Source organism: Streptomyces sp. NPDC031365, from assembly GCF_055569765.1.
The window spans coordinates 53,244-78,936 of record NZ_JBVIIM010000035.1; the positions used below are offsets into that span (position 1 = coordinate 53,244).

The window sequence follows — 25,693 nt, forward strand, 5'->3', positions numbered from 1 at the left end:
GCCGCGAGGTCCGCCCTCGCGAGCCCCTGGGCCCTCTGAGGCTCCCGGGAACCGGGAGGACTCGTTCGCATATCGGTGTACACGGAAACACGTTTCGGACATGTAAACAAAATGGTGCGCCTTAATGTCCGAAATGTCGATTTCTGTTTACCGGTGTCAAGCGCGCGTAGGTGTCAATCTTTGCAATTTTTGCTCAAAATATGGACGGTAGGGAGATCCCTATGCCTTCCGCCCTTGACGCGCGTTGACGGTCTTGGCGAAAGTTCCCCCAAACCACAGAACCTGCCGGTATCTGTGCTGCGCTCAACTCTCCAACCCCCCGGGGGACGAACACGATGACCAGTCCAATCAAGGCCGAGGACTCCGGGTCCGCGGCTGTCTTGGACCCTGAGCTCGCAGCGACCACCGAAAACGCGGTCGTGAAGGGCGAGAAGCAGCCCGAGGGTCGTTCCCCCGGCCAGTTGATGTGGCAGCGCTTCAAGCGCGACCGTACCGGGGTCGTCTCCGCGTGCGTAGTGATTTTCTTCTTCGTGGTGTCCGCCGCGGCTCCGCTCATCTCCAAGCTGTATGGCAAGAACCCTTACACGCTGTACGCCCAGGAGCCGGAGTACCCGTTCCTCCTGGACGACTTCGCCATGCCCACCGGATCCTTCGGCGGCATGTCGGGCGACTTCTGGTTCGGCGTGGAGCCGAAGCTGGGCCGTGACGTGTTCACGATGCTGCTGTACGGCATCCGGACCTCGCTGTACATGGCCGTGGTCGTCACGACGTTGTGTGTCCTCACGGGCGTCCTCATCGGCCTGATCATGGGCTACTTCGGCGGCCGGGTGGACTACTGGCTGGGACGGGTCACCGACTTCTTCCTGGCTTTCCCGCAGCAGCTGTTCTTCATCGCCTTCATGCCCGTCGTGGTCGCGCTCTTCGTCGACCCGCAGGACGAGACCCCCACCTACCTGCGGGCCCTGGCCATCACCCTGGTGATGTGGTTCCTCGGCTGGATGGGCCTGGCGCGTCTGGTGCGCAGCTCTGTACTCTCGCTGGCCGACCGGGAGTTCGTCGAGGCGGCCAAGGTGTCCGGTGCCTCTCCGTGGCGCATCGTGCGCAAGGAGATCCTGCCGAACATCGTGACCCCGATCCTGGTGCAGGCCACCTACATCCTGCCGGGGACGATCCTCTCCATCGCCTTCCTGTCGTACATCGGCGTCGGCTTCGTCGAGCCGACCCCCGACTGGGGCCGGATGTTCGCCCTCGCCGCCGGCGTGTACGAGCAGGACCCGATGTTCATGTTCTTCCCGGGTGTGGCGCTGGTGGTCTTCGTTCTCTGCTTCAACCTTCTCGGCGACTCCGTCCGGGACGCATTCGACCCCAAGACCGGACGGTAAACGTCCATTGGTGGGTGGGGGAGCTGCCGCCCCCGTGCCGGGCTTCCGGACCGTCAGGCAGCACTCGTGGACAACCCAATGACAGGTAGGTGCATCCGCATCATGAAGCCCATCAGAACGCGTACCGCGCGTGCCATCGCCGTGGCCATCGTGGCCGGCTCGCTGGCGCTGACCGGCTGCTCCAGCGACAGCAGCGACAGCAAGGGCAAGGACGACTCGAAGTCGCAGAAGGACGCCGCCGAGCAGCAGGACCCTGTCGCCTACGGTGACGCCGCCGCATCGACGGGCCCGGCCGAAGAGGTCGCCGGCGCCAAGTCCGGTGGTTTCATCAACGTCTACATGCAGTCGGACCTGACCCACATGGACCCGGGTCAGATCTACGTCAGTGACGCCGGTCAGTTCGCCAACCTGATCCACCGCGGTCTGACGAACTACCAGGAGGACGAGAAGGGCAACCTGACGGTCGTCGGTGACATCGCCACCGACTCCGGCAAGTCCTCCGACGGCGGCAAGACCTGGACGTACACGCTCAAGGACGGCGTCAAGGACGAGGACGGCAACGCCATCACCTCGACCGACGTCCGCCACTCCATCGAGCGCCTGTACTCGAAGGTCATCTTCGACGGCCCGACCTTCGTCCAGTCCTGGCTCTCGGGCAACGACTACCGCAAGGCGCTGCCGGACGGCCCCTACAAGGGCAAGCACCTGCCGGACACCGTCCTGGAGACCCCGGACGAGAAGACGGTCGTCTTCCACTTCGACAAGCCGCGTCCGGACCTTCCGCAGGCCCTGGCCATGGCCGGCTACGCCATCGTGCCCGAGAAGCAGGACACGAAGGAGAAGTACGACGACGCCCCCGCCGCGCTCGGCCCCTACAAGATCGCCGAGTACAAGCCGGGCAAGTCGATGAAGCTGGTCAAGAACGACCAGTGGGACCCGAAGACGGACTCGGTGCGGCACCAGTACGTCGACGGCTACAACTTCAGCTCCACCATCGACCAGGCCAGCCAGACCAAGCGTCTGATCGCCGACCAGGGCGAGGCCAAGAACGCCATCCAGTTCACCGACCCGGTCGACCCGGGGCAGATGACCACGGTCATCGGTGACGCGAAGGCCAAGAAGCGCACGATCCAGGGCTACCAGCCCTACGTGTGGCAGCTGACCTTCAACCTGGACCGGGTGAAGGACAAGAAGATCCGTGACGCGATCACCTACGCCATCCCGAACCAGTCCATGGTCCAGGCGGACGGTGGCCGCTACGGCGGTGAGATCGCCGGCGGTCTGCTCGCCCCGACCCTGCCGAACTACGACCCCGAGTACGACCCGTTCGGCAAGCTGAAGAAGCCCAACGGTGACCCGGCGAAGGCCAAGGAGCTGCTGAAGGAGGCCGGCTTCAAGGAGGGCACCAAGATCAGCTACGCCTACTCCAACACGCCGCGCGGCCAGGCGCAGCAGGTCATCATCAAGGACGCGCTCGAGAAGATCGGCTTCGACGTCCAGGCCAAGGAGATCGACCGGGCCAGCTTCTACGAGCAGGTCGGCAAGCTGGACAACCCGTACGACATCTACATGACCGGCTGGGGCCAGGACTGGTCGTCGCCGTCCACGGTCATCACTCCGGTCTACGACGGTGAGCTCGTCGCCGACGGTGCGTCGAACTACTCGCACATCAACGACAAGCAGGTCAACGAGCTGATCCAGAAGGCTCTGATCCAGCAGCCGGAGGAGGCCGCCAAGACCTGGGAGCAGGCTCACCACCGCATCGTGGAGGAGATCAACCCGGCAGCCCCGGTCTACTACTCCAAGCAGATCCAGCTCTACGGATCGAACATCGGTGGCGCCCGGTACAGCACCGAGTCGAGCTACATCGACATCAACGACCTGTACCTGAAGAAGCCGTAACCCGTCAGCTAGGCTGACCGCGGGGGTGCGCGCCAGGCGGAGCGCACCCCCGCGGACGGTACCCCCTCCCTGCCGCCGCGTTTCGAAGAGAGCATTCACCCGCCATGCTTCAGTTCCTCATCCGCAGGCTGATCGGCGCCGTCGTCATCATGTTCCTGATCGGCGCCTTCACGTTCTTTCTGTTCTATACGGTTCCTCAGGACTTCGCCGCGCTGTCCTGCGGCAAGAACTGCTCGCCCGAGAACCTTGCCGTGATCCGCGAGAACCTCGGCCTGGACAAGCCCATCACCACCCAGTTCTGGGAGTTCATGACGGGCATCGTCGCAGGGCGGGACTTCGCGACCGGCCACTGTGAGGCACCGTGCCTCGGACAGTCCTTCAGCTCCGGTCAGTTCGTCTGGGACTCGATCATGGACCGCTTCCCGCTGACGCTCTCGCTGACCGTCGGCGGTCTGGTGATCTTCCTCATCCTGGGTCTCGGCTCCGGCCTGATGGCCGCCTGGAAGCGCGGTACCGTCGTCGACAAGCTGGTCAGCGGCGCCTCCATCGTGCTGAGCTCGTTCCAGATCTACTTCCTCGGCCCGATCGTCCTCGGCATCGTCGTCTACCAGGCCGGCTGGCTGGACAACCCGAGTTACCACCCGTTCACCGAGAACCCGCTCACCTGGGCCGTCGGCCTGCTGATCCCGTGGGCGGTGATGGCCACCATCTTCACCGCGCAGTACACGCGTATGTCGCGCTCGACCATGATCGAGCAGCTCCAGGAAGAACACGTCCGCACCGCGCGTGCCAAAGGCATGAAGCAGAGCTACGTCTTCTTCCGTTACGCCTGGCGCGGTTCGCTCATCCCGATCGTCACTATCCTGGGTATCGACCTCAGCGCGCTGCTGTCCGGTGCGGTGGTCACGGAGTTCACGTTCGACCTGGCCGGCATCGGCCGTCTCGCGGTGGATTCGTCGCTGACGAAGGACCTGCCGGTGACCATGGGCGTCATGCTGTTCGGGGCGTTCTTCATTTTGCTCCTGAACATCCTCGTGGACCTCGTCTACGCGTACATCGACCCGCGCGTGCGGCTCAGCTAGGAGAAGAACCGTGACCACACTGACCAAGACCGAAGGCGAGAAGGCCCCGACCGGGCCGGACTCCTTCCTCTCGGTCCGCGACCTGCGGGTGCGGTTCTCCACCGAGGACGGCATCGTCAAGGCGGTCGACGGGCTGTCCTTCGACGTCGAACGCGGCAAGACCCTCGGTATCGTCGGCGAGTCGGGCTCCGGCAAGTCCGTCACCAACCTGACGGTGCTCGGCCTGCACAACCCCATGTCCAGCACCGTCGAGGGCGAGATCATCCTCGAGGGGCAGGACCTGGTGACCGCCTCCGAGAAGGAGATGGAGAAGCTCCGCGGCAACAAGGTCGCGATGATCTTTCAGGACCCGCTGACGGCGCTCTCGCCGTACTACACGGTGGGCCGGCAGATCGCCGAGCCGTACATGAAGCACACCGGCGCCTCCAAGAAGGAGGCCCGGCAGCGGGCGATCGAGATGCTGACCAAGGTCGGCATCCCGCAGCCCCAGACCCGGGTGGACGACTACCCGCACCAGTTCTCCGGCGGTATGCGGCAGCGTGCCATGATCGCCATGGCCCTGGTCTGTGATCCCGACCTGCTGATCGCGGACGAGCCGACCACAGCCCTGGACGTGACGGTCCAGGCCCAGATCCTCGACCTGCTCAAGGACCTCCAGCAGGAGTTCGGCTCGGCGATCATCTTCATCACCCACGACCTCGGGGTCATCTCCGACGTGGCCGACGACCTGCTGGTGATGTACGCGGGCCGGGCCGTGGAGCGCGGCAGTGTCCGCGAGGTGCTGCGTCAGCCGAAGCACCCCTACACCTGGGGCCTGCTCAGCTCGATGCCGCGCCTCGGCGGCGACACCTCGCAGGCCCTCAACCCGATCCCCGGGTCTCCGCCCAGCCTGCTGAACCCGCCCTCCGGGTGCCCGTTCCACCCGCGCTGCGCCTTCACCGGCGAGGTGGGGGGCGACCGCTGCAGTACCGAGCGCCCGTCGCTCGGCGAAGGCCGCGCCGCCGCCTGTCATCTGACGGCGGAGCAGAAGCAGTCCATATTCATCGACACGATCCAGCCCCGGCTGCGCTAGGGAGAGATCCGAGACATGAGCGACAACCTCACCCTCCCGGCACAGCAGGGCTCCACCGGCGCGTCCACCGAGGCGCTGCTGAAGGTGGAGGGCCTGACCAAGCACTTCCCGATCTACGGCGGCTTCCCGATCAAGCGGAAGGTCGGCGCCGTCCAGGCCGTCGACAACGTCGACCTGACCGTCGGCGTCGGCGAGAGCGTCGGTCTGGTGGGTGAGTCGGGCTGCGGCAAGTCGACCACCGGCCGGCTCATCACCCGGCTGCTGGAGCCGACCGGCGGAAGGATCGAGTACGCCGGCCAGGACATCACGCACGCCTCGCGCAGGCGGCTGGCACCCGTGCGGTCCGAGATCCAGATGATCTTCCAGGACCCGTACTCCTCGCTGAACCCCCGTCAGACCGTCGGCACCATCATCAAGTCGCCGATGGAGGTCAACGGGATCGACCCCGCGGGCGGCCGGGAGAAGAAGGTGCGCGAGCTGCTCGAGCTCGTCGGCCTCAACCCCGAGCACTACAACCGCTTCCCGCACGAGTTCTCCGGCGGTCAGCGCCAGCGCATCGGCGTCGCCCGTGCCCTGGCCCTGAACCCGAAGCTGATCGTGGCGGACGAGCCGGTCTCCGCGCTGGACGTGTCGATCCAGGCGCAGGTCGTCAACCTGTTGAAGAAGGTCCAGGACGAACTGGGCATCGCCTTCCTCTTCATCGCGCACGACCTGGCGGTGGTCCGGCACTTCTCGCACCGCGTGGCCGTGATGTACCTCGGCAAGGTGGTCGAGGTCGGCGACCGCGACTCCATCTACAACCGGCCCAGGCACCCCTACACCCACGCTCTCCTTTCGGCCGTGCCCGAGGTGGCCATGGACGACGAGACGGAGAACCGGGAGCGCATCCGCCTCTACGGCGACGTCCCCTCGCCGATCATGCCGCCGTCCGGCTGCCGCTTCCGCACCCGGTGCTGGAAGGCGCAGGACAAGTGCGCCACGGAGGAGCCGCCGCTGGTGCAGATCTCCGGCAACCGTGACGGCCACCTGACGGCCTGCCACTTCCCGGAGGACCCGACCACGGAGTCCCGCGGCGAGGACGTCGTCCTCGACCCGGCGCTGAAGGCGCTGGAGGGCTCGGTCGACAAGGACTGACACCCCGTCGTTCGCCACGGCTGCCGTTCGCCTCTCCGGGAGGTGAACGGCAGCCGTCGTTCGTTCGGGGGTTCTGATACGTACATATGGCCGGGGGTCACCCCCGTACAGGTGCCGTGCGAGTGCGTTCCGCGCCCTTTGTGGCGATATTGGCGTACATGATCGGCGCACGTACGAGGAGGCACCCCATGCGCGGAGCCATGCACGCCAAATGGGCCGCTTGCGCGATGGCGGTCGCCCTCGCGGCGACGGGCTGCGGGGACGACGAGGGCGGTGGCGGCAGTGACTCCGGTGCCGTGCTGAGCGCCTCCTGGGGCGATCCGCAGAACCCGCTGGAGCCGTCGAACACCAACGAGGTGCAGGGCGGCAAGGTCCTCGACATGATCTTCCGGGGGCTGAAGCGGTACGACCCGGAGACCGGCGAGGCCAAGGACATGCTCGCCGAGAGGATCGAGACCTCCGACTCGCAGAACTTCACCATCACCGTCAAGGACGGCTGGACCTTCAGCAACGGCGAGAAGGTCACCGCCCAGTCCTTCGTCGACGCCTGGAACTACGGCGCGAGTCTCCGCAACAACCAGCGCAACTCGTACTTCTTCGCCTACATCGAGGGCTACGACCAGGTCCACCCCGAGGAGGGCGAGCAGACCGCCGACACCCTGTCCGGCCTGAAGGTCACCGGCGACCGCACCTTCACCGTCAAGCTCACCCAGAAGTTCTCGACCTTCCCCGACACCCTCGGCTACAACGCCTTCGCCCCGCTGCCCCGCGCGTTCTTCGACGACCACGACGCCTGGGTGAAGAAGCCGGTCGGCAACGGCCCGTACCTGGTCGACGCGTACACGCGCGGCTCGCAGATGTCCCTGCGCACCTGGGACGACTACCCCGGCGACGACAAGGCCCAGAACGGCGGAGTCGACCTCAAGGTCTACACCGACAACAACACCGCCTACACCGACCTGCTGGCCGGCAACCTCGACCTGGTCGACGACGTCCCCGCCGCCCAGCTGAAGAACGTGCGGAACGACCTCGGCGACCGCTACCTCAACACCCCCGCCGGCATCATCCAGACCCTCGCCTTCCCCTTCTACGACGAGGACTGGAACAAGCCCGGCATGGAGAAGGTCCGCACGGGCCTGTCCATGGCGATCGACCGGAAGCAGATCACCGACACGATCTTCCAGCAGACCCGCACCCCCGCCACCGACTGGACCTCGCCCGTCCTCGGCGAGGACGGCGGCTTCCAGGCGGGCCTGTGCGGGGAGGCCTGCGAGTACAAGCCCGACGAGGCGAAGAAGCTCATCGAGGAGGGCGGCGGACTGCCCGGCGGCAAGGTGACGATCACCTTCAACGCGGACACCGGCTCCCACCGCGAATGGGTCAACGCCGTCTGCAACTCCATCAACAACGCGCTGGACGACGAGCGCGCCTGCACCGCCAACCCGGTCGGCACCTTCGCCGACTTCCGCAACGAGATCACCGACCGGAAGATGACGGGCCCGTTCCGGGCCGGCTGGCAGATGGACTACCCGCTCATCCAGAACTTCCTCCAGCCGCTCTACTACACCGACGCCTCCTCCAACGACGGCAAGTGGTCCAACCAGGAGTTCGACGACCTCGTCGACCGCGCCAACCAGGAGACCGACACCGCCAAGGCCATCGACCTGTTCCAGCAGGCCGAGGAGGTCGTCCGCGACAACATGGCCGCCATTCCGCTCTGGTACCAGAACGGCAGCGCCGGCTGGTCCGAGCGGCTCTCCGACGTCAAGCTCAACCCCTTCAGCGTCCCCGTGTACGACCAGATCAAGGTGAGCTGATCCGCCATGGGACGCTATGTCGTCCGGCGGCTGCTCCAGATGATCCCGGTGTTCATCGGGGCCACACTGCTGATCTTCCTCATGGTCAACGTGATGGGCGACCCCATCGCGGGACTGTGCGGGGAGCGCCAGTGCGACCCGGCGACCGCCGCCCGCCTTGAGCAGGAGTTCGGCCTCGACAAGCCCGTCTGGCAGCAGTACCTGACCTACATGGCGAACGTCTTCACCGGCGACTTCGGCACGGCCTTCAACGGCCAGGAGGTCACCGAGCTGATGTCGACGGCGTTCCCCGTCACCATCCGGCTCACCCTGATCGCGATCCTCTTCGAGATCGTCATCGGCGTCACCCTCGGCGTGGTCACCGGACTGCGCCGGGGCCGCCCCGTCGACACCGGCGTCCTGCTGCTCACCCTCGTCGTCATCTCCGTGCCCACCTTCGTCACCGGCCTGCTGCTCCAGCTGCTGCTCGGCGTGAAGTGGGGATGGATCCGCCCCTCGGTCTCCTCCGAGGCGCCCTTCGACGAACTGATCCTGCCCGGACTCGTCCTGGCCTCCGTCTCCCTCGCCTACGTCACCCGGCTGACCCGCACCTCCATCGCCGAGAACCGCCGCTCCGACTACGTCCGCACCGCCATCGCCAAGGGCCTGCCCCGGCACCGGGTGGTCGTGCGGCACCTGCTGCGCAACTCCCTGATTGCCGTGATCACCTTCATCGGGGCCGACATCGGCTTCCTCATGGGCGGCGCCATCGTCACCGAGCGGATCTTCAACATCCACGGCGTCGGCTACCAGCTCTACCAGGGCATCCTCCGGCAGAACACGCAGACCGTCGTCGGCTTCGTCACCGTGCTGGTGCTGGTGTTCCTGGTCGCCAACCTGATCGTCGACCTCCTGTACGCCGTACTCGACCCGAGGATCCGCTATGCCTGACGGCCGTCACGAACCCGAACAGGCCATCGCGGGCACCGGGATGGGCGGCACCATGGACCTGGGCGTCGACGAGGCGGAGACCCTGGAGAAGCGGCCGGAGGGCCCGGACGGTTCCGGACCGGGGGACCGGGCGCGCTCGCTGTGGTCCGACGCCTGGCGCGACCTGCGCCGCAACCCCGTCTTCATCGTCTCCGCCCTGGTCATCCTCTTCCTGGTCCTCATCTCCCTGTGGCCCTCGGCGATCACCTCCGGCAGCCCCCTCACGTGCGACCTGTCCAAGGCCCAGCAGGGCTCACAGTCGGGCCACCCCTTCGGCTTCGACGGCCAGGGCTGCGACGTCTACACCCGCACTGTCTACGGTGCCCGTACGTCCGTGGCGGTCGGCGTCCTCGCCACCCTCGGGGTCGCCGTCCTCGGCAGCGTCCTCGGCGCCCTCGCCGGGTTCTTCGGAGGCGTCTGGGACTCGGTCCTGTCCCGGGTCACCGACGTCTTCTTCGCCATCCCGGTCGTCCTCGGCGGGCTGGTGCTGCTGTCCGTCATCACCAGCAACACCGTCTGGCCGGTCATCGGGTTCATCGTGCTGCTCGGCTGGCCGCAGCTCTCCCGCATCGCCCGCGGTTCCGTCATCACCGCCAAACAGAACGACTACGTGCAGGCCGCGCGGGCGCTCGGCGCCTCCAACTCCCGCCTGGTGCTGCGGCACATCGCGCCCAACGCCATCGCCCCGGTCATCGTCGTCGCGACCATCGCGCTCGGCACCTACATCGCGCTGGAGGCCACCCTGTCCTACCTCGGCGTCGGACTGAAGCCGCCCAGCGTCTCCTGGGGCATCGACATCTCCGCCGCCTCCCCGTACATCCGCAATGCCCCGCACGCGCTGCTGTGGCCCTCCGGGGCCCTCGCGCTCACCGTCCTGGCGTTCATCATGCTCGGCGACGCGGTGCGCGACGCCCTCGACCCGAAGCTGAGGTGAGCCACCGTGCTGCTCGAAGTGCGCGACCTGCACGTGGAGTTCCACACCCGGGACGGGGTCGCGAAGGCCGTCAACGGGGTCAGCTACGGCGTGGACGCGGGCGAGACCCTGGCCGTGCTCGGGGAGTCCGGCTCCGGCAAGTCCGTGACCGCACAGGCGATCATGGGAATCCTCGACATCCCGCCCGGCCGGATCACCGGCGGTGAGGTCGTCTTCCAGGGACGCGACCTGCTGAAGCTCAGGGAGGACGAGCGCCGGCGCGTCCGGGGCGCCGACATGGCGATGATCTTCCAGGACGCGCTGTCGTCCCTCAATCCCGTGCTCACCGTCGGCGACCAGCTCGGCGAGATGTTCACCGTGCACCGGGGCATGTCCCGCAAGGACGCACGGGCCAGGGCGATCGAGCTGATGGACCGGGTGCGCATCCCCGCCGCCCGGGAACGGGTCAGGCAGTACCCGCACCAGTTCTCCGGCGGTATGCGCCAGCGCATCATGATCGCGATGGCGCTGGCCCTGGAACCCGCCCTGATCATCGCCGACGAACCGACCACCGCCCTCGACGTCACCGTCCAGGCCCAGGTCATGGAACTGCTCGCGGAACTCCAGCGCGAGTACCGCATGGGCCTCATCCTCATCACCCACGACCTGGGCGTGGTCGCCGACGTCGCCGACCGCATCGCCGTGATGTACGCCGGCCGGATCGTCGAGTCGGCACCGGTCCACGACATCTACAAGGCCCCGGCACACCCGTACACCCGGGGCCTGCTGGACTCCATCCCGCGCCTGGACCAGAAGGGCCAGGAGCTCTACGCCATCAAGGGCCTGCCGCCCAACCTCATGAACATCCCACCGGGCTGCGCCTTCCATCCCCGCTGCCCCCTGGCCCGGGACGTCTGCCGCACCGACGAGCCCCCGCTGTACGAGGTCTCGCCGACGCGGGGGAGCGCCTGCCACTTCTGGAGGGAGTGCCTGGATGACTGAGCCGATCCTGGAGGTCAGCGACCTGGTCAAGCACTACCCGCTGACGCGCGGTGTCGTCTTCCGCAAGCAGGTCGGCGCCGTGCGCGCGGTCGACGGCGTGGACCTCCACCTCGGCCGGGGCGAAACCCTGGGAATCGTCGGCGAGTCCGGCTGCGGGAAGTCGACGGTCGCGAAGATGCTGGTCAACCTGGAGCGGCCGACGGCCGGTTCGATCCGCTACAAGGGCGAGGACATCACCCGCCTGTCGGGCAAGGCACTCAAGGCCGTACGCCGCAACATCCAGATGGTGTTCCAGGACCCGTACACCTCCCTCAACCCCCGTATGACGGTGGGCGACATCATCGGGGAGCCGTACGACATCCATCCCGAGGTGGCGCCCAAGGGCGACCGGCGCCGGAAGGTGCAGGACCTGCTGGACGTCGTCGGCCTCAACCCGGAGTACATCAACCGCTATCCGCACCAGTTCTCCGGCGGCCAGCGCCAGCGCATCGGCATCGCGCGGGGACTGGCGCTGCGCCCGGAGGTCATCGTCGCCGACGAACCGGTCTCCGCGCTGGACGTCTCGGTGCAGGCGCAGGTCATCAACCTGATGGACCGGCTGCAGAGCGAGTTCGACCTCGCCTACCTCTTCATCGCGCACGACCTGTCGATCGTCCGGCACATCTCGGACCGGATCGGAGTGATGTACCTGGGCCGCATCGTGGAGACCGGCAGGGACACCGAGATCTACGACCACCCCACGCACCCCTACACCCAGGCGCTGCTCTCCGCCGTCCCCGTGCCGGACCCGGAGGCCCGGGAACACCGGGAGCGGATCATCCTCAGCGGCGACGTCCCGTCCCCGACGAACATCCCCTCCGGCTGCCGTTTCCGCACCCGCTGCTGGAAGGCGCAGGAGCGCTGTGCGCTGGAGGTGCCGGCACTCGCGGTGCCTGCCTGGTTCAAGGCGGCCGGGGGCCCGGCCGCCCACGACTCGGCCTGCCACTTCGCGGAGGAGAAGCAGGTGGTGCCGCCGGAGGAGCGCCCCGGCGGCCACGTCTGAGTGCGTCTGTTGAACCGCCGGCGTCCTGGCCGCGTTGTGCCGACGCACATGTGTCCCCCCATGCACGAGCCACGAGGCGTGCGGACACCGTTCCTTCTGTGAGGAGAACAACCATGACAAGGCTTCGTCTCGGCGCCGCGGCGGCACTCGGCGCGACGACCGCCGTCGCAGCGGTGATGCTGGGCAGCGTGCCGGCCTCGGCGGCGAGCACGTCCCTGGCGGACCCGCCGGTGAACCCCGGGCACTTCGGGCTCCTGCAGCCCTCTCCCGGTCTCGACCTCGGCGGTTTCGCCGGCACGAGTGACGTCTTTGACCCTTCGGAGACCAGGCAGGTGGAAGTGCTCTCGCGCTGAACGCGCCCTCCACCGGCCGTCGCCGGATGAGCAGGGCAGCGGGCCGGGGTGACATGGCGCACCCCGGCCCGTTCACGGCACCCGCACGGCCGTACGGTGCTCAGCGTTCCGTGTCCGTATATCGGTACCGCTTCCGTGAAGTTGCCTCTGTGTTAACGCGGTTCGTCCCTGTTTGCCAGGCCCAGCGAGCGCCTGAGGAAGTCGAGCTGGATGCGGAGCAGGTTCTCGGCGACCTCCTCCTGCGGGGTCATGTGCGTGACCCCGGACAGCGGAAGGACCTCGTGCGGGCGGCCGGCCGCGAGCAGGGCGGAGGACAGCCGCAGGGAGTGCGCGACGACGACGTTGTCGTCCGCCAGCCCGTGGATGACCATCATCGGGCGGTGCGGTTCGGCGGCGTCGACCAGGCCCGTGTCGTCGATCACCGAGTTGCGGCGGTAGACGTCGGGCTGCTCGTCCGGGTGGCCGACGTAGCGTTCCTGGTAGTGGGTGTCGTAGAGGCGGAGATCGGTGACCGGGGCGCCCACCACCGCGGCGTGGAAGACATCGGGGCGGCGCAGCGCCGCGAGGGCCGCCAGGTAGCCGCCGAAGGACCAGCCGCGGATGGCGACCCGGCCCAGGTCGAGCGGGAAGTCGTCGGCGAGCGCCTGGAGGGCGTCGACCTGGTCCTGGACGACGATGGCCGCGATGTCGTCCTTGACGGCCTTCTCCCAGGCGGGGGAGCGTCCAGGCGTCCCACGCCCGTCCGCGACGATCACCGCGAAGCCCTGGTCGGCGAACCACTGCGAGGTCAGATGCGGGTTGTGGGCGGCGACCACCCGCTGACCGTGCGGACCACCATAGGGGTCCATGAGGACCGGCAGAAGGGTGTCACCGGCGTAGTCCCGAGGCATAAGCACGGCGCACGGGATGCGGCGTGCGCCCCCCTGGGTCAGGGTCACGCGGGGGGACATACCCGGGTCTTCGGCGTACGAGGGGACAGTCGCCGTCGGTTTCCCGTCACGCAGCACGCGTACCGTCGAACCTGGCCGATCCGGTGTCGCCGAGACGAGTACGGTCACCCCTCCGGCGCGTACCGCGGAGTGCACGCCGGGCTCCTGTGAGACGCGCTCCGTGCCGAGTTCGTTCACCCGGTAGACGTGCACCTCGCCGATCTCCGGACCGGCGGCCTCCTCGCCCGCCGAGGCCGAGACCAGCACATCGTCGTCGGAGACGTCCAGTACCGCCCGGATGTGCAACTGCCCTCCGGTGAGTGGGCGTTCACCGACGGCGAGCCGTCGCGCACCCCCCTCGTCCGCGATCCGGACCAGCTGCCCGGAGGGGCTCCAGCAGGGCACCCCGGGGAAAAGTTCAAGCCAAGTTGGATCTTCATCGGCGTGCACCATCCGGGTCGCCCCGGAGTCCGGGTCCACGGCCAGGATCAGCTGGCCGCGCTGGTCGCGCGCCTGTACGAGCAGGAGCGGGGCACCCGCGGCTGACCAGTGCACACGTGCCAGATACGGATAGCGCGCACGGTCCCAGGAGACCTCCGTGCGCGTCCCGTCGAGGTCGATCACGAACAGTCGTACGTCGGCGTTCGGGGTGCCCGCCGCCGGGTAGCGGACGTGGTGCGGCTCACGTCCCGGGTGGGCGGGATCGGAGATCCACCACCGCTGCACCGGCGTGTCGTCCACCCGGGCCACCAGCAGCCGGTCCGACTCCGGCGCCCACCAGAAGCCCCGCGCACGCCCCATCTCCTCGGCCGCGATGAACTCCGCCAGCCCGTAGACGACGTCCTCCGACTCGGGGGTCGCGAGCGCACGGTCGTCCGCCCCCTCGGCCCCGGTCACCCGCAGCGCGCCACGGGCGACGTACGCGACGTGCCGTCCGTCCGGCGAGGGCCGGGGGTCGATCACCGGCCCCGGCGTGGGCAGTCGACGCGCCGTCCCGGCCCGTAGTTCGGCCGCGAAGAGCCGCCCTGACAAGGCGAAAGACGCCAACTCGACCGCCGCGTCGGTGGCGTAGCCGACGATGCCGGCACCGCCCTCACGGCTGCGCTCACGCCGCGCGCGTTCCTCGGCGGAGAGGTTCTCGGAGGCACCGCCCAGGAGGGCGCGCGGATCGGCCGCCACGCGCTCCTCGCCCTCCTCCGTGTCGAGGACCCAGAGGGAGTTGGCCCGGTCCGTACCGGAACCCGAGCGCAGGAACACGACACGCGAGCCGTCGGGAGCCACGCTGAACGAGCGCGGCGCGCCGAGCGTGAAGCGCAGGGTGCGGGCGTGCCGTCGGGGGAAGGAGTCAGCCTCGGTCGTCATGCCATGACCATATTGGCCATGCGCCCCCTTGTGCGGCCGTGCGCCGACCGATGCGCACGTACGGATAGTTATGATCGTTAGCGCATAGTGGGTATGAACCTGCTGGCTGCTGTGTGGATGTATCTGCCCCCATATTCCTACCCCCGCGCCCTGGGATCCTTGGAGGTGAACCGCCGTGGCACTCTCGATTTCGGCGGTGGTGCTGCTGGCGATCATCGTCTTCCTGCTGATCAAGAAGTCGGGACTGAAGGCAGGGCACGCCGTGGTGTGCATGCTGCTCGGCTTCTACCTGGCCTCGTCGACGATGGCGCCCACGATCAGCGAGCTCACGACGAACATCGCGGGGATGATCGGCAGCATCAACTTCTGAGCACCGTCTTCCGGCTGGGGCCCGTGGCCCGTCCCGGGGCCCGGCCGGAGTCCACGTCCTGTAAGTCCTCCCCTCCCGTTCCCCGCATCGGCCTCGTAGGCTCCGGACCGGTGGCGGCGGGCGGGATGAACGCGTGTCCGCTCCGTCTCGCTCTCCGCCGCGCGGTCTGACGCCGGGACAGCGGCGGCTCGGAGGGCGGGCCGTGACGGAAGGTGGGGCCGTGGGGGAGTGGCGCGTCGGTGACGTGGTCGACGGGCGGTACGAGATCACGCGGGTGCACGGGCAGGGGGCCATGGGGCTCGTCCACCGGGTGCGGCACCTGGGGTGGAACATCGATCTCGCCGTGAAGAGCCCGCGACCGGACGTGTACCGGGACGCGGCCAGGCGGGCGCGGTTCGTCACCGAGGCCGAGGAGTGGGTCGCGCTGGGCCTGCATCCGAACGTCTGCGCCTGCTATTACGTCCGCACGCTGGACGGGGTGCCGCGGGTGTTCGCCGAGTACGTGTCCGGCGGCAGCCTGCGGGACCGGATCGCCGACCGTTCCCTGTACGAGGGAGCACCGCGCGAGACGTCGGCCCGTGTCCTCGATCTGGCCGTGCAGTGCGCGCGGGGCCTGGAGCACGCGCACCGCAAGGGTCTGGTGCACCAGGACGTCAAACCGGCGAACATCCTTGTCGGAGACGGCGTCGCGAAGGTGACGGACTTCGGCCTGGCGCGATCGCAGCGCGGAAGGCGGCCGGCCGCCGGTCGGGACGCCGACCGGGGGGTGCCCGCGGAGTGGGAGGCGGGGGAGAGCGGGGGAGAACGGCCGACGGGGGAGGCCGGGACCGGCAGGGTGCCTCCCGCGAGCCTGCTCGTCACCCGGCTCGGCATGACACCGGCCTACGCGTCCCCCGAACAGGCCCTGGGGAACCGGGTCGGGCCGGGCAGCGACCTCTACAGCTTCGCCGTGTCCGTCCTGGAGATGTTCGCCGGCGGCGTCACGTGGTTCGCGGGTCCGGTCGCCGGGGAGACACTGGCGGGCCTGCGGGTGTCGGGCGGATACGCGGTGCCCGTGCCCGAGGACGTCGCGGCGCTGCTCGCCCGGTGCCTGTCGGTGGATCCGGCCGCCCGCCCCGGTTCGATGTCCGAGGTCGCCGACGGGCTGGTGGCGTCGTACGAGCGGCTGACCGGACACCCCTACCCCCGCCCCGCGCCGGTCCCGGCGGAGCTGCGCGCCGATGAACTGAGCAACCGGGCGCTGTCGTTGCTGGACCTCGGACGTCCGGACGAGGCGGAGGAGGCGTTCGCACGGGCGACGGCCGCCGACCCGCACCACCCGGCCGCCCACTACAACGCCGGTCTGCTGAGCTGGCGGCGGGGCGAGATCACGGACGAGCACCTGGTCGCCACCATGGAGGCCGCCTGGACCGCCGCCGCCGCCGCCGCCGACGACGACGACGACGGCGGCGTCGCCGCGGACGCTCCCGACGCGGTGCCCGCCCTCGCCGTGGCAGGCCGTCTGCTGGCCCAGGTCAACCTGGAACGCGGCCATCTGCCCGCCGCCCGCGCGCTGCTGGAGCAGCGGCCCGACGACCCGGACACGGCCGACGCGCTCCGGGCGATCGAGTCGGGGCGCGTGGTGGACGCGCGCTGTGTCGAGGCGACACCGGTGTCCTGGCAGTCGTACCCGCGGGAACGGATGACCGACCGGGACCGCCTCGCGAAGGAGATCCTGATCCGGTTCTGCCCCAGGGCGGGGACCGTGCTGACCGGGAGCTGGGACGGCACCGTGCGGCTGTGGTCCGTACGGGACGGTGCGTGCCTGCGCGTCATCCGGGCCCATGACAAACCGGTCAGGTCCGTGGACGTGAGCCCCGGCGGGCGGATCGCCGTGTCCGTCGGCGTGGACCGCGACGTCCGGTTCTGGGACCTGAACGACGGACGGTGCCTGTACGAGGCCGATTTCCCCCCGCCCGCGGAGGGCGGGTTCACGGTGGCGCCGGTGCGGCCGACCCCGGACGCGCAGGCGGTCCTGTTCGGGACGAACCAGGGCACGGTCATCGGGGTCAACCTCGGCGGTGGCACGCTGCGGTCCGTCAACCGGTCGGGCAGGACTGGCGAACCGGTGCACGCGCTCGAGGTCGCCCCGGACGGCCGTTGGGCACTGGCCGGCGGCACCGGCGGCACACTGCAGCTCGTCTCGATGACCGACGCCTCCGTACGCCTCCTGCACGGTGGCGACCCCTCGTTCGTGTGGTCGGTGTGCTTCGGCGCGGACGGCCGCCACGCGCTGAGCGGGCACGGCACCGGCACGATCCACCTGTGGGACGTCGACTCGGGCCGGCTGCTGCGGACCCTCCGCGGGCCCCGGCACGCCGTCATGTCCTTGGCGATGAGCGCGGACGGCCGCTTCGCGCTGTCCGGCGGGGACGACCACAGAATGCGTTACTGGGACCTGGACTCGGGCCGGTGCCTGCGCACGTTCACGGGACACCGCGGTCCGGTGACCGCCGTGACGTTCTCCTCCGACGCCCGGTACGGGATGTCCGCCGCGCAGGACAACACGCTGCGGCGGTGGGCACTGCCCGGCGGGTACACCGCCCCGCCGCACCTCAGCCGCCCCCGCCCTCCGGTCGAACTGTCCGGCCGGGGTGAGCGGGTCGACGCTCTCGTCATGGAGGCGGAACGGGCCTTGGCCGGCGGTGACACGGCGCGCGCACTCGACCGGCTCACCCTCGCCCGTTCCGTCCCCGGCCACGAACGTGCCCCGCGTCTCCTCGCCCACTGGCGGCGGCTGGAGGACCGCACCGTGCGCGTGGGCCTGCGCACGGGCTGGCCGGCCCACGAACTCACCGGCCACACCGGGTACGTCACACGGATCGACGTCTCCGCGGACGGCCGGCTCGCCGCGTCGGCGAGCAGCGACCGCACCGTCAGGCTGTGGGACATCACCGGCGGGCGGTGCGTGGGCGTGCTGACGGGCCATACGCACCTGGTGGAGGAGGTCGCCCTCAGCCCCGACGGGAGCCGCCTGCTGTCGCTCGGACGGGACCGGACCGCCCGTCTGTGGGACGTGACCACCGGGACGTGCGTGCGCGTGCTGGACGAGGAGGCCTACGGTTCGTCGGTCCGGCTGCTCCCCGACGGCCGCCACGCGCTCATCGGCGGCACGGGCCGGAAGCTGCGGCTGTGGGACGTCGGGAACGACCGGCAGGTGCGCGCGTTCGACGGCCTGGAACTCTCCGTCAACGCCGTGTGGACCGCCGACGACGGCAGGCTCGCCGTCACCGGGGGCGACGACAGGGCCGTCCGCCTGTGGGACCTCGACAGCGGCCGGTGCCTGCGCGTCATGACCGGCCACACCCGCGCCGTGATGTCGGTGTGGCTCAGCGCGGACGGCCGTTACGCCCTCTCGGGCGGCGACCACCGGGAACGCGCCCGGCGCCTCTGGGACACGACGACCGGCGAGTGCCTGCGGACCTTCGACGGCTACTCCTCCTCCGGCGCACGCCTCACGGCGGACGGCCGCTTCGCGGTGTGCGACGGTTCGGGGAACATCGAGGTGTGGAACGCCGGCACGGGGCGCTGCTCCCCCCTGCGCGACGCGAAGGGGGACGGTCTGCTGGCAGCCGTGCCGACCCCCGACGGCCGTCACGTCGTCTGCGGCGACTCGGCCGGGACCGTGCGGGTGTGGGAGATCGACTGGGAGCTGGCCGCCGACGCCGGCCGGAGCGGGCACAGCGGGTGATCGTCCCGACTCGTGCCCCTCGGCCCCTCGCGTGTTACCCGTCGGTAAGGAATGATGGCGGAGCCATCATCCACGTGCGCAGGGCGGAGCCGACGGTGACGACGTTCGAGGAACAGAGCGAGGGACACAGCGAGGCGCGGGCGAGGGTGCACGTCTTCCGGGACGACGCCCTCGGCGACCACGACGCGGTGGGCCTCGCCCGGGCGATCCGCCGGGGCGAGGTGAGTGCCGCCGAGGCCGCCCGCGACGCGTCGGCCCGCGTCCGGGCCGTCGAGCCCCGGCTGAACGCCGTCCAGGTCCTCCTCGACCTCCCGGCGCACGGCTCGGCGTCCGGCGGGCCCCTGGCCGGTGTGCCGACCTTCGTCAAGGACAACACCGATTACCTGGGCCTGCCGACCGGACACGGCAGCCTCGCCTTCGCCCCGAGGGCCGCTCGCCGGCACGCCCCGTTCACCCGCCAGTTCCTGAGCACCGGCGTCACGGTCCTCGGCAAGACCCGGCTCCCCGAGTTCGGCTTCAGCCCCACCACGGAGTACGAGGGCGCCGAGCCGGTCCGCAACCCGTGGCACACGGACCACTCGGCGGGCGGCTCGTCCGGCGGCAGCGCGGCCCTGGTCGCCGCCGGAGCGGTACCGATCGCGCACGCCAACGACGGCGGCGGCTCGATCCGCATCCCCGCCGCCTGCTGCGGCCTGGTCGGCCTCAAGCCCACCCGCGGCCGGATGGTGGCGAACGCGCAGGGCCGCCAGCTCCCCATCGACCTCGTCACCGACGGCGTGGTGACCCGCTCGGTACGCGACAGCGCGGCGTTCCTCGCGGCGGCGGAACAACACTGGTGGAACCCCAAGCTGCCGCCCGTCGGCCTGGTCGAGGGCCCCTCGGACCGCCGCCTGCGCATCGGCCTCCTGGTGGACTCCCCGAACGGCGTCCGCTCCGACGACGACACCCGCGCGGCGGTGACGGAGACGGCCCGGCGCCTGGAACACCTCGGCCACACCGTGGAACCGGTGGAACTTTCCATCGACCCGCACTTCACCGACGACTTCCTCACCTACTGGGGCATGCTGTCGTTCCTGATCGGCGTCACCGGCAGGACACTCGGCACGGACTTCGACCGGAGCCGCATGGACGGCCTGAGCAGGGGCCTGCGTGAGTCGTACGTGAAGGACTGGCGGACCACGCCGGGCGTACTGCGCCGGCTGAAGCGCACGCGGCTGGCCTACGCGGCGGCGTTCCGCGGCCTCGACCTGATCCTCTCCCCGGTCCTCGCCCACACCACCCCACCGCTCGGTCACCTCAGCCCGACCGTCCCGTACGCCACGCTGATCGAACGGCTCGTGAACTACGTCGCGTTCACCCCGGTCAACAACGTCGTCGGCACCCCGTCCCTCTCCGTCCCGGCCACCCGCACCACCCCGGACGGCCTCCCCATCGGCGTGATGTTCTCCGGCCGGCCGGGCGCGGAACGCAAACTGCTGGAGCTGGCCTTCGAACTGGAGGCGGACCAGCCGTTCCGGACGCTCCAGGGCGTCTGACGGAGTCCGAGCGAATACCAAACGTCCCTTCACGGAAGCGATGAAGACCGACCTCGCGGCCTAGAACGGCTTTTCGACTATCTCCTCCACCTCGACCTGTGGCGAGGGCATGTGGTCGGGCCAGGGCGTGAAGACGGTGCCGGAGGCTGTCTTCTCCGGTTCCACCTTGCGTGTGACCCACTTCATATCGGTGTAGCCGTCGCCCGTGAAGCTGAACTCGATCTTGTATTCGGTCGAGGCGGGCCCCGGGTTTCGGATCGTGTAGTCGGCGGCTGCCGCGAACTCGTCTCCGCGCCAATGGGTTTCGGAATGGGTCACCTCAACCTCCGGGGACGCGTCGGGCGGCGGTGCGGCCTCCGTGCAGCCGGTGAGGAGGATGAGAGGAAGCGCCGCGGTGGCCGCTGCGGTTCGTGGTCGCATGGCGCGGCAGGCTGGAAGCAGATGTCGGTATGCACAACAAGAAGTGGTAACCGGCGGCAGTAAATGGCCAGTTGCCCTGTCATGAGTCGATGTCCGGTGATTGTTCTCGGCCACACTCGAAACGTTCTCCAGGTCGCCCTTCGCCTTTCGGTTCGCCGCGAGCACGCAGGTCGCCGCACGTGCGCGCGAACTCCGGGCGGGCATGCCGCCGGCCGCAGGGCCGATTACCACGTCCTGCGTGACGTCCTACGGACTGCGGGCTGACCGACCGCATTGGCGCACCTACGCGGTCCGTAAGGACTTCGTCCAGGGCCCAGGGCGTCTCCATTGGGGAGTGGGCGATCTCTACGTGGGGTCTCCCGCTCCGCCAGGGCGACGGCGTGGACGAGGCCGAGTCCTCAGGGGGTGATCCGGCGGCCAAGGACAGCCCCGAGATGCTGCACCAGTTACGGGTGTACGAACTTCCGCTGCACCGTGTCGAGGCGGTACAGCGAGGCGACGCCACACTCTCCGAAGCCGTCGTGGAGCATCTGCGCGAGAAGGGCTCTCCGGGCAGGCGCTCCAGTACCCGTGGCAGATCGGTGAAGTCCTCAAACTCGTGACGGACAAGAAGCTCTGGTACGAGACGGAGGGCTGCGTCAACCAACATTTCTTCCAATGGATCGAACGGATCGCCCTGGCCGTCGCCCATGTGCTCGACGACGAGGGGTGATGGTCCGGTGTGCGGGGAGTGGCAGTCGGGGACCTCATAAGGTGAGGCCATGACGGAACTGCGCTCCCGGCGCCTGATGCTGGTGCACGCCCACCCGGACGACGAGTCGATCAACAACGGCGCGACCATGGCCCGGTACGCCGCCGAGGGCGCCCAGGTGACGCTGGTCACCTGCACGCTCGGTGAGCGGGGTGAGGTCATTCCGCCCGGGCTGCGGCATCTGAGCGGGGCCGCACTCGGCGGGCACCGGCTCGGGGAGCTGAAGGAAGCGATGCGGGCGCTCGGGGTCACGGACTTCCGGCTGCTCGGCGGGGCCGGGCGGTACTGCGACTCCGGGATGATGGGGCTGCCCGACAATGACGACCCCGGCTGCTTCTGGCAGGCCGATGTGGATCAGGCGGCGGGGCTGCTCGCCGAGGTGATCCTGGAGGTGCGGCCGCAGGTCCTCGTCACGTACGACGAGAACGGGGGGTACGGACACCCCGACCACATCCAGACCCACCGCGTCGCCATGCGCGCCGTCGAGCTCGCCGCCGCGGCGGGGTGGGACATCCCCAGGGTGTACTGGAACCGGGTGCCCCGGTCCGTGGTCGAGGAGTTGTTCGCGAAGCTGAACGGCGAGCTGGACGGGCTGCCCTTCGACAAGGCGGGCGCCGTGGAGGACGTACCGGGGGTGGTCGACGACGAGCGGATCACCGCCGCGGTCGACGGCACCGCGTACGCCTCCGCCAAGGCCGCCGCCATGCGCGCGCACGCCACCCAGATCACCGTCACCGAGCCGTACTTCGTGCTGTCGAACGACCTCGCTCAGCCGTTGTTCACCACCGAGTACTACGAGTTGGTACGCGGGGAACATCCCGAAAGCCGGGAAAGCGACCTGTTCGCCGGAGTGGGGGAGGCGTCGTGAGCGGGGAAAGGGCGCCCGTGATGGCGCAGCCGCTGCGGGTACCCTCCGCCGGGCGGGCCGGTGCCTACCTGGGGCTGTTGCTGCTCGGTGCCCTGGTCGGGGTGGCCGGGGCGCTCGTTCAGCCCGCGTGGTTTCCGGGCGGGCTGCTGCTGGCGCTCGCCGGTGAGGCCGGACTGGTGCTGGGGGCGGCGCGGGTGATGCGCGGTAGGGCCGGTGGAGTGGCGGTCGCCGCCGGGTGGATGACCGTCGTCGTCCTCCTCACGGCCAGCCGTCCGGAAGGCGACTTCCTGTTCGCCGCAGGAGCGGGATCGTATCTCTTCCTCCTCGGCGGTATCGCCGTCGCTGTGATCTGCGCCACCCTTGGGGCCGGGCGGCAACCGGACGGCGGCCCCGCCCGACTTGGCAAATGACGTACCACTTCGCCGTGTCTGGGGGGTGCGGGTCCGGTGTGGGTTTCGCCGACGGTACTGGGATACCGGCCGGATGTGGCCAGTAAGGTGGTGCGCGCCGCCGAGCCTCCCTCGAACCCTCGGCTTCGCCCGAGCAGGGGGGACCCCCACCGTGAGGTCGTGACGGGCGGCGGAGCCAACCGGGAGAACCTGCCTTGAGTCGTGAAACTGACACTCCGTCCTCCGGGCCCAACGGGCACGGCGGAGCCGCCTACCCGTCGGGCACCCCGCCCTACGGGATTCCGGCGATTCCGGACGAGGCCGCGGACGCGGGCCGTTCGGCCGCGCGGCCGGAGGAACGCAAGACCGAGACCACGCTGACGACCCGGATCCGGATCAACATCCCCGGATCGCGGCCCATTCCGCCGGTCGTCGTACGCAAGACCGTCAAGGACGCGGACGGCAAGGGCACCACCGACGCCGAGGCGCCGGCTCCCTCGCCCTCTCCCCCTCCGGCATCGCCCGCGGTCGAGCCTCCCGCCCAGCCGGCCCTGCCCATGCGGTCGCCCCAGGCCTCCCAGGCTCCGCAGGCCGCCCCGCCGGCGGCCGGGGAGAAGCCGGCCAGTGACTGGTTCGCGCCGCGCAAGTCCGGCACGGGCAAGGGCACTCAGGGGGGAAGTCCTGCCAACGGGGCCGCCGAGCCGAGTGGTTCGGGACCGGCGGCCGGCGGGGTGCCGGCGGGTCCCGCCGCGCCCGGTGGGCCGCGGCCGGGCGCCGGGCGTCCGGGTGGCGTGGTCGGGGCCATGGGCGCGCCGGGCGGCTCCCGCCCCGGCGGCACGAAGGCGTCCGGCGCCACCGGCCCCACCGGCGCCACCGGCCCCACCGGCCCCACCGGCACGACCGGTGCGACCGGCCCCACCGGCACGACCGGTGCGACCGGCGGGCCCGTCGCCCCCGGGCACGGCGGCGGCACCGGCTCCTTCGACGTGACCGAGGCGCTGGCGGGCGCTCCGCGGGGCGGCGGCACGCGTCCGGGCCCTCACCCCGGTGGCGATTCGCGCCGTGACGACCTGCCGTTCTTCACGGAGGACGGCCCCGGTACTCCCCCCGGGCAGCGCGGTCCCGGTGCTCCCGGTGCTCCCGGTGCTCCCGGTGGTCCGGGCGGCCGGCCCGGGTTCGACGGCCAGGGGCTGCCGGGAGGCCCGCAGGGCCCCGCCGGTCCGACCGGCGGCCCGGTCACCGGTCACGGTCCCCTGGCCCCACCGCCCGCCGGTGTCGCCGGTGGCCCCGGCCCCGCCGACGCGCGGCAGGACCGTTCCGGCGCCCCCGTCGGTCCCGTCGGTCCCGTCGGTCCCGGCACCCCTGGAGCCGGCCTCAGCGACGACACCGCGATCCTCACCCCCCAGCAGCCCGCCGAACCGGGCACCCCGGGCTACGGCCCCCGCCACGACAACGTCTCCGGGCACACCGTCACCAGCGGCATCCCGGTCATCCCCCCGAGCGCGTCCTTCGACGCGCCCGGCCCGGCCGCGAACGGCACCCGTCCGCACACGCCCCCCAAGCTCCCCGAGCCGGTCTCCCCGCCTCCGGCGAGTTCCGCGAAGGCGCCGAAGAAGAAGGGGCGCAACAAGCTCGTCCTGCTCGGCACCGGTGTGGTCCTCGTCCTCGGTGTCGCCTACGGTGCCGGTCTGCTGATGAACAGCTCCGACGTGCCCAAGGGCACCACCGTGCTCGGCGTCGACATCGGCGGCGGCACCCGCGACGACGCCGTGAAGAAGCTGGACGGGGCCATAGAGGACCGGCTGAACAAGCCGCTGAAGCTGTCGGTCGACGGCAGGACCGTCGAGCTCCAGCCGGACAACGCGGGTCTGCAGTTCGACACCGACGCCACCGTCGGCGCGGCCGCCACCAGCGACTACAACCCGGTCAACGTGATCGGCTCCCTCTTCGGCCAGCAGCGCGTCGTCGACCCGGTCATGCCCGTGGACGAGGAGAAGCTCCAGGCCGCCCTGGAGAACGCCGCCGGGGGTTCCGGCTCGGTGACCGAGGGCTCGGTCACGTTCGAGTCCGGCAAGGCCGTCCCGGTGTATCCCAAGGCGGGTCAGGGCATAGACGTCGCCAAGGCGTCCGGCGTGGTGGCGGAGGCGTACCGCACCCAGGTGGAGACCGGCTCCGCCGCCGCGGTGAACGTTCCGACCGCGCCCCAGCAGCCCAAGGTCTCCAAGGCCGAGGTCGACCGGATCATGAAGGAGTTCGCCGGGCCGGCGATGTCGGGCATTGTGACCGTACAGACGGACCCGGCGCGCTCCATCCAGATGAGCCCCGAGAAGTCGCTGTGGAAATTCCTCAGGGTGACGGCTGTGAACGGCAAACTGGTCGACAAACCCGACCTGAAGGCCCTGGAGAAGCTCTACGGCCAGACGTTCGACGGCGTGCTCATCACCCGCGGCAACGGCAAGAAGACGGCCGTCACCCCGCAGGACGTCTACGGCGCCCTCCGCCAGGCCCTGATGAGCAAGACCGACCGCGTCGCCGTCATCGAGACCGATCCCAGCTGACACGGCCTCCACACGCATACGGGAGCGGGGGGGGGGGGGGGGGGGGGGGGGGGGGGGGGGGGGGGGGGGGGGGGGGGGGGGGGGGGGGGGGGGGGGGGGGGGGGGGGGGGGGG

Annotated in this window: 20 protein-coding genes; 18 read left to right on the forward strand and 2 right to left on the reverse strand. The window is 69.9% G+C overall.

Going from position 1 to position 25,693, the window contains the following annotated elements:
• The first annotated feature begins 335 nt into the window (after positions 1–335).
• The 11 genes from ACZ5C2_RS33845 (at position 336) to ACZ5C2_RS33895 (ending at position 12,668) form a co-directional block, all read left to right on the forward strand.
• Positions 336–1,382: an ABC transporter permease gene (locus ACZ5C2_RS33845; protein ID WP_468799888.1), complete on the forward strand. Its 1,047-nt coding sequence runs from the start codon at positions 336–338 to the stop codon at positions 1,380–1,382.
• 102 nt (positions 1,383–1,484) lie between these two features.
• Positions 1,485–3,284, forward strand: a complete 1,800-nt coding sequence (locus ACZ5C2_RS33850) for an ABC transporter substrate-binding protein (RefSeq protein ID WP_468799890.1) — start codon at positions 1,485–1,487, stop codon at positions 3,282–3,284.
• 104 nt (positions 3,285–3,388) lie between these two features.
• Positions 3,389–4,366, forward strand: coding sequence for an ABC transporter permease (locus tag ACZ5C2_RS33855; RefSeq protein WP_468799892.1), 978 nt, complete (start codon positions 3,389–3,391; stop codon positions 4,364–4,366).
• A gap of 10 nt (positions 4,367–4,376) precedes the next feature.
• Positions 4,377–5,438: an ABC transporter ATP-binding protein gene (locus ACZ5C2_RS33860; protein ID WP_468799894.1), complete on the forward strand. Its 1,062-nt coding sequence runs from the start codon at positions 4,377–4,379 to the stop codon at positions 5,436–5,438.
• Between the two features lie 15 nt (positions 5,439–5,453).
• On the forward strand, positions 5,454–6,572 hold the full coding sequence (locus tag ACZ5C2_RS33865) for an ABC transporter ATP-binding protein (protein WP_468799896.1): 1,119 nt from the start codon (positions 5,454–5,456) through the stop codon (positions 6,570–6,572).
• Between the two features lie 188 nt (positions 6,573–6,760).
• Complete coding sequence (locus ACZ5C2_RS33870; protein ID WP_468799898.1) at positions 6,761–8,389, forward strand: peptide ABC transporter substrate-binding protein; 1,629 nt, start codon at positions 6,761–6,763, stop codon at positions 8,387–8,389.
• 6 nt (positions 8,390–8,395) lie between these two features.
• On the forward strand, positions 8,396–9,319 hold the full coding sequence (locus tag ACZ5C2_RS33875) for an ABC transporter permease (RefSeq protein ID WP_468799900.1): 924 nt from the start codon (positions 8,396–8,398) through the stop codon (positions 9,317–9,319).
• Entirely contained in the window at positions 9,312–10,292 is a 981-nt protein-coding gene (locus tag ACZ5C2_RS33880) for an ABC transporter permease (protein WP_468799902.1), read from the forward strand. The genes ACZ5C2_RS33875 and ACZ5C2_RS33880 overlap by 8 nt, the downstream gene beginning before the upstream one ends.
• A 6-nt stretch (positions 10,293–10,298) precedes the next feature.
• Positions 10,299–11,273 (forward strand): ABC transporter ATP-binding protein, encoded by a 975-nt coding sequence (locus tag ACZ5C2_RS33885; RefSeq protein ID WP_468799904.1) that lies wholly within the window; start codon positions 10,299–10,301, stop codon positions 11,271–11,273.
• Positions 11,266–12,315, forward strand: a complete 1,050-nt coding sequence (locus ACZ5C2_RS33890; RefSeq protein ID WP_468799906.1) for an ABC transporter ATP-binding protein — start codon at positions 11,266–11,268, stop codon at positions 12,313–12,315. Before ACZ5C2_RS33885 ends, ACZ5C2_RS33890 begins: the two co-directional genes overlap by 8 nt.
• A gap of 113 nt (positions 12,316–12,428) precedes the next feature.
• On the forward strand, positions 12,429–12,668 hold the full coding sequence (locus tag ACZ5C2_RS33895) for a hypothetical protein (RefSeq protein WP_468799908.1): 240 nt from the start codon (positions 12,429–12,431) through the stop codon (positions 12,666–12,668).
• A gap of 152 nt (positions 12,669–12,820) precedes the next feature.
• On the opposite strand, the gene ACZ5C2_RS33900 is transcribed toward ACZ5C2_RS33895, so the two are convergent.
• Positions 12,821–14,959: a S9 family peptidase gene (locus ACZ5C2_RS33900; RefSeq protein WP_468799910.1), complete on the reverse strand. Its 2,139-nt coding sequence runs from the start codon at positions 14,957–14,959 to the stop codon at positions 12,821–12,823.
• A 175-nt stretch (positions 14,960–15,134) separates the two neighbouring features.
• Between ACZ5C2_RS33900 and ACZ5C2_RS33905 the strand changes: the two genes are divergently transcribed.
• The 3 genes from ACZ5C2_RS33905 (at position 15,135) to ACZ5C2_RS33915 (ending at position 20,594) form a co-directional block, all read left to right on the forward strand.
• Positions 15,135–15,329 (forward strand): hypothetical protein, encoded by a 195-nt coding sequence (locus ACZ5C2_RS33905; protein WP_030220198.1) that lies wholly within the window; start codon positions 15,135–15,137, stop codon positions 15,327–15,329.
• 220 nt (positions 15,330–15,549) lie between these two features.
• Complete coding sequence (locus ACZ5C2_RS33910) at positions 15,550–19,059, forward strand: protein kinase domain-containing protein (protein ID WP_468799913.1); 3,510 nt, start codon at positions 15,550–15,552, stop codon at positions 19,057–19,059.
• 95 nt (positions 19,060–19,154) lie between these two features.
• A complete protein-coding gene (locus tag ACZ5C2_RS33915; RefSeq protein WP_468799915.1) occupies positions 19,155–20,594 on the forward strand; it encodes an amidase in 1,440 nt (479 codons plus the stop codon).
• A 60-nt stretch (positions 20,595–20,654) separates the two neighbouring features.
• On the opposite strand, the gene ACZ5C2_RS33920 is transcribed toward ACZ5C2_RS33915, so the two are convergent.
• Positions 20,655–20,912: a hypothetical protein gene (locus tag ACZ5C2_RS33920; protein WP_468799917.1), complete on the reverse strand. Its 258-nt coding sequence runs from the start codon at positions 20,910–20,912 to the stop codon at positions 20,655–20,657.
• 482 nt (positions 20,913–21,394) lie between these two features.
• On the opposite strand from ACZ5C2_RS33920, the gene ACZ5C2_RS33925 reads away from it, so the two are divergent.
• From ACZ5C2_RS33925 to ACZ5C2_RS33940, 4 genes are all read left to right on the forward strand, one after another.
• On the forward strand, positions 21,395–21,616 hold the full coding sequence (locus ACZ5C2_RS33925; RefSeq protein WP_468799919.1) for a hypothetical protein: 222 nt from the start codon (positions 21,395–21,397) through the stop codon (positions 21,614–21,616).
• 159 nt (positions 21,617–21,775) lie between these two features.
• A complete protein-coding gene (gene mshB, locus ACZ5C2_RS33930; protein ID WP_468799921.1) occupies positions 21,776–22,633 on the forward strand; it encodes an N-acetyl-1-D-myo-inositol-2-amino-2-deoxy-alpha-D-glucopyranoside deacetylase in 858 nt (285 codons plus the stop codon).
• Positions 22,634–22,653: 20 nt separating this feature from the next.
• A complete protein-coding gene (locus ACZ5C2_RS33935) occupies positions 22,654–23,043 on the forward strand; it encodes a DUF6113 family protein (RefSeq protein ID WP_468799927.1) in 390 nt (129 codons plus the stop codon).
• Positions 23,044–23,237: 194 nt separating this feature from the next.
• Positions 23,238–25,580, forward strand: a complete 2,343-nt coding sequence (locus tag ACZ5C2_RS33940; protein WP_468799923.1) for a protein kinase family protein — start codon at positions 23,238–23,240, stop codon at positions 25,578–25,580.
• Positions 25,581–25,693 lie beyond the last annotated feature (113 nt).

Excerpts from the sequence above, each read along its gene's own strand:
- ACZ5C2_RS33845 (WP_468799888.1), top strand. The coding sequence starts at position 336 with ATGACCAGTCCAATCAAGGCCGAGGACTCCGGGTCCGCGGCTGTCTTG.
- ACZ5C2_RS33850 (WP_468799890.1), top strand. The coding sequence starts at position 1,485 with ATGAAGCCCATCAGAACGCGTACCGCGCGTGCCATCGCCGTGGCCATC.
- ACZ5C2_RS33855 (WP_468799892.1), top strand. The coding sequence starts at position 3,389 with ATGCTTCAGTTCCTCATCCGCAGGCTGATCGGCGCCGTCGTCATCATG.
- ACZ5C2_RS33865 (WP_468799896.1), top strand. The coding sequence starts at position 5,454 with ATGAGCGACAACCTCACCCTCCCGGCACAGCAGGGCTCCACCGGCGCG.
- ACZ5C2_RS33870 (WP_468799898.1), top strand. The coding sequence starts at position 6,761 with ATGCGCGGAGCCATGCACGCCAAATGGGCCGCTTGCGCGATGGCGGTC.
- ACZ5C2_RS33875 (WP_468799900.1), top strand. The coding sequence starts at position 8,396 with ATGGGACGCTATGTCGTCCGGCGGCTGCTCCAGATGATCCCGGTGTTC.
- ACZ5C2_RS33880 (WP_468799902.1), top strand. The coding sequence starts at position 9,312 with ATGCCTGACGGCCGTCACGAACCCGAACAGGCCATCGCGGGCACCGGG.
- ACZ5C2_RS33890 (WP_468799906.1), top strand. The coding sequence starts at position 11,266 with ATGACTGAGCCGATCCTGGAGGTCAGCGACCTGGTCAAGCACTACCCG.
- ACZ5C2_RS33895 (WP_468799908.1), top strand. The coding sequence starts at position 12,429 with ATGACAAGGCTTCGTCTCGGCGCCGCGGCGGCACTCGGCGCGACGACC.
- ACZ5C2_RS33900 (WP_468799910.1), bottom strand. The coding sequence starts at position 14,959 with ATGACGACCGAGGCTGACTCCTTCCCCCGACGGCACGCCCGCACCCTG.
- mshB (WP_468799921.1), top strand. The coding sequence starts at position 21,776 with ATGACGGAACTGCGCTCCCGGCGCCTGATGCTGGTGCACGCCCACCCG.
- ACZ5C2_RS33935 (WP_468799927.1), top strand. The coding sequence starts at position 22,654 with ATGGCGCAGCCGCTGCGGGTACCCTCCGCCGGGCGGGCCGGTGCCTAC.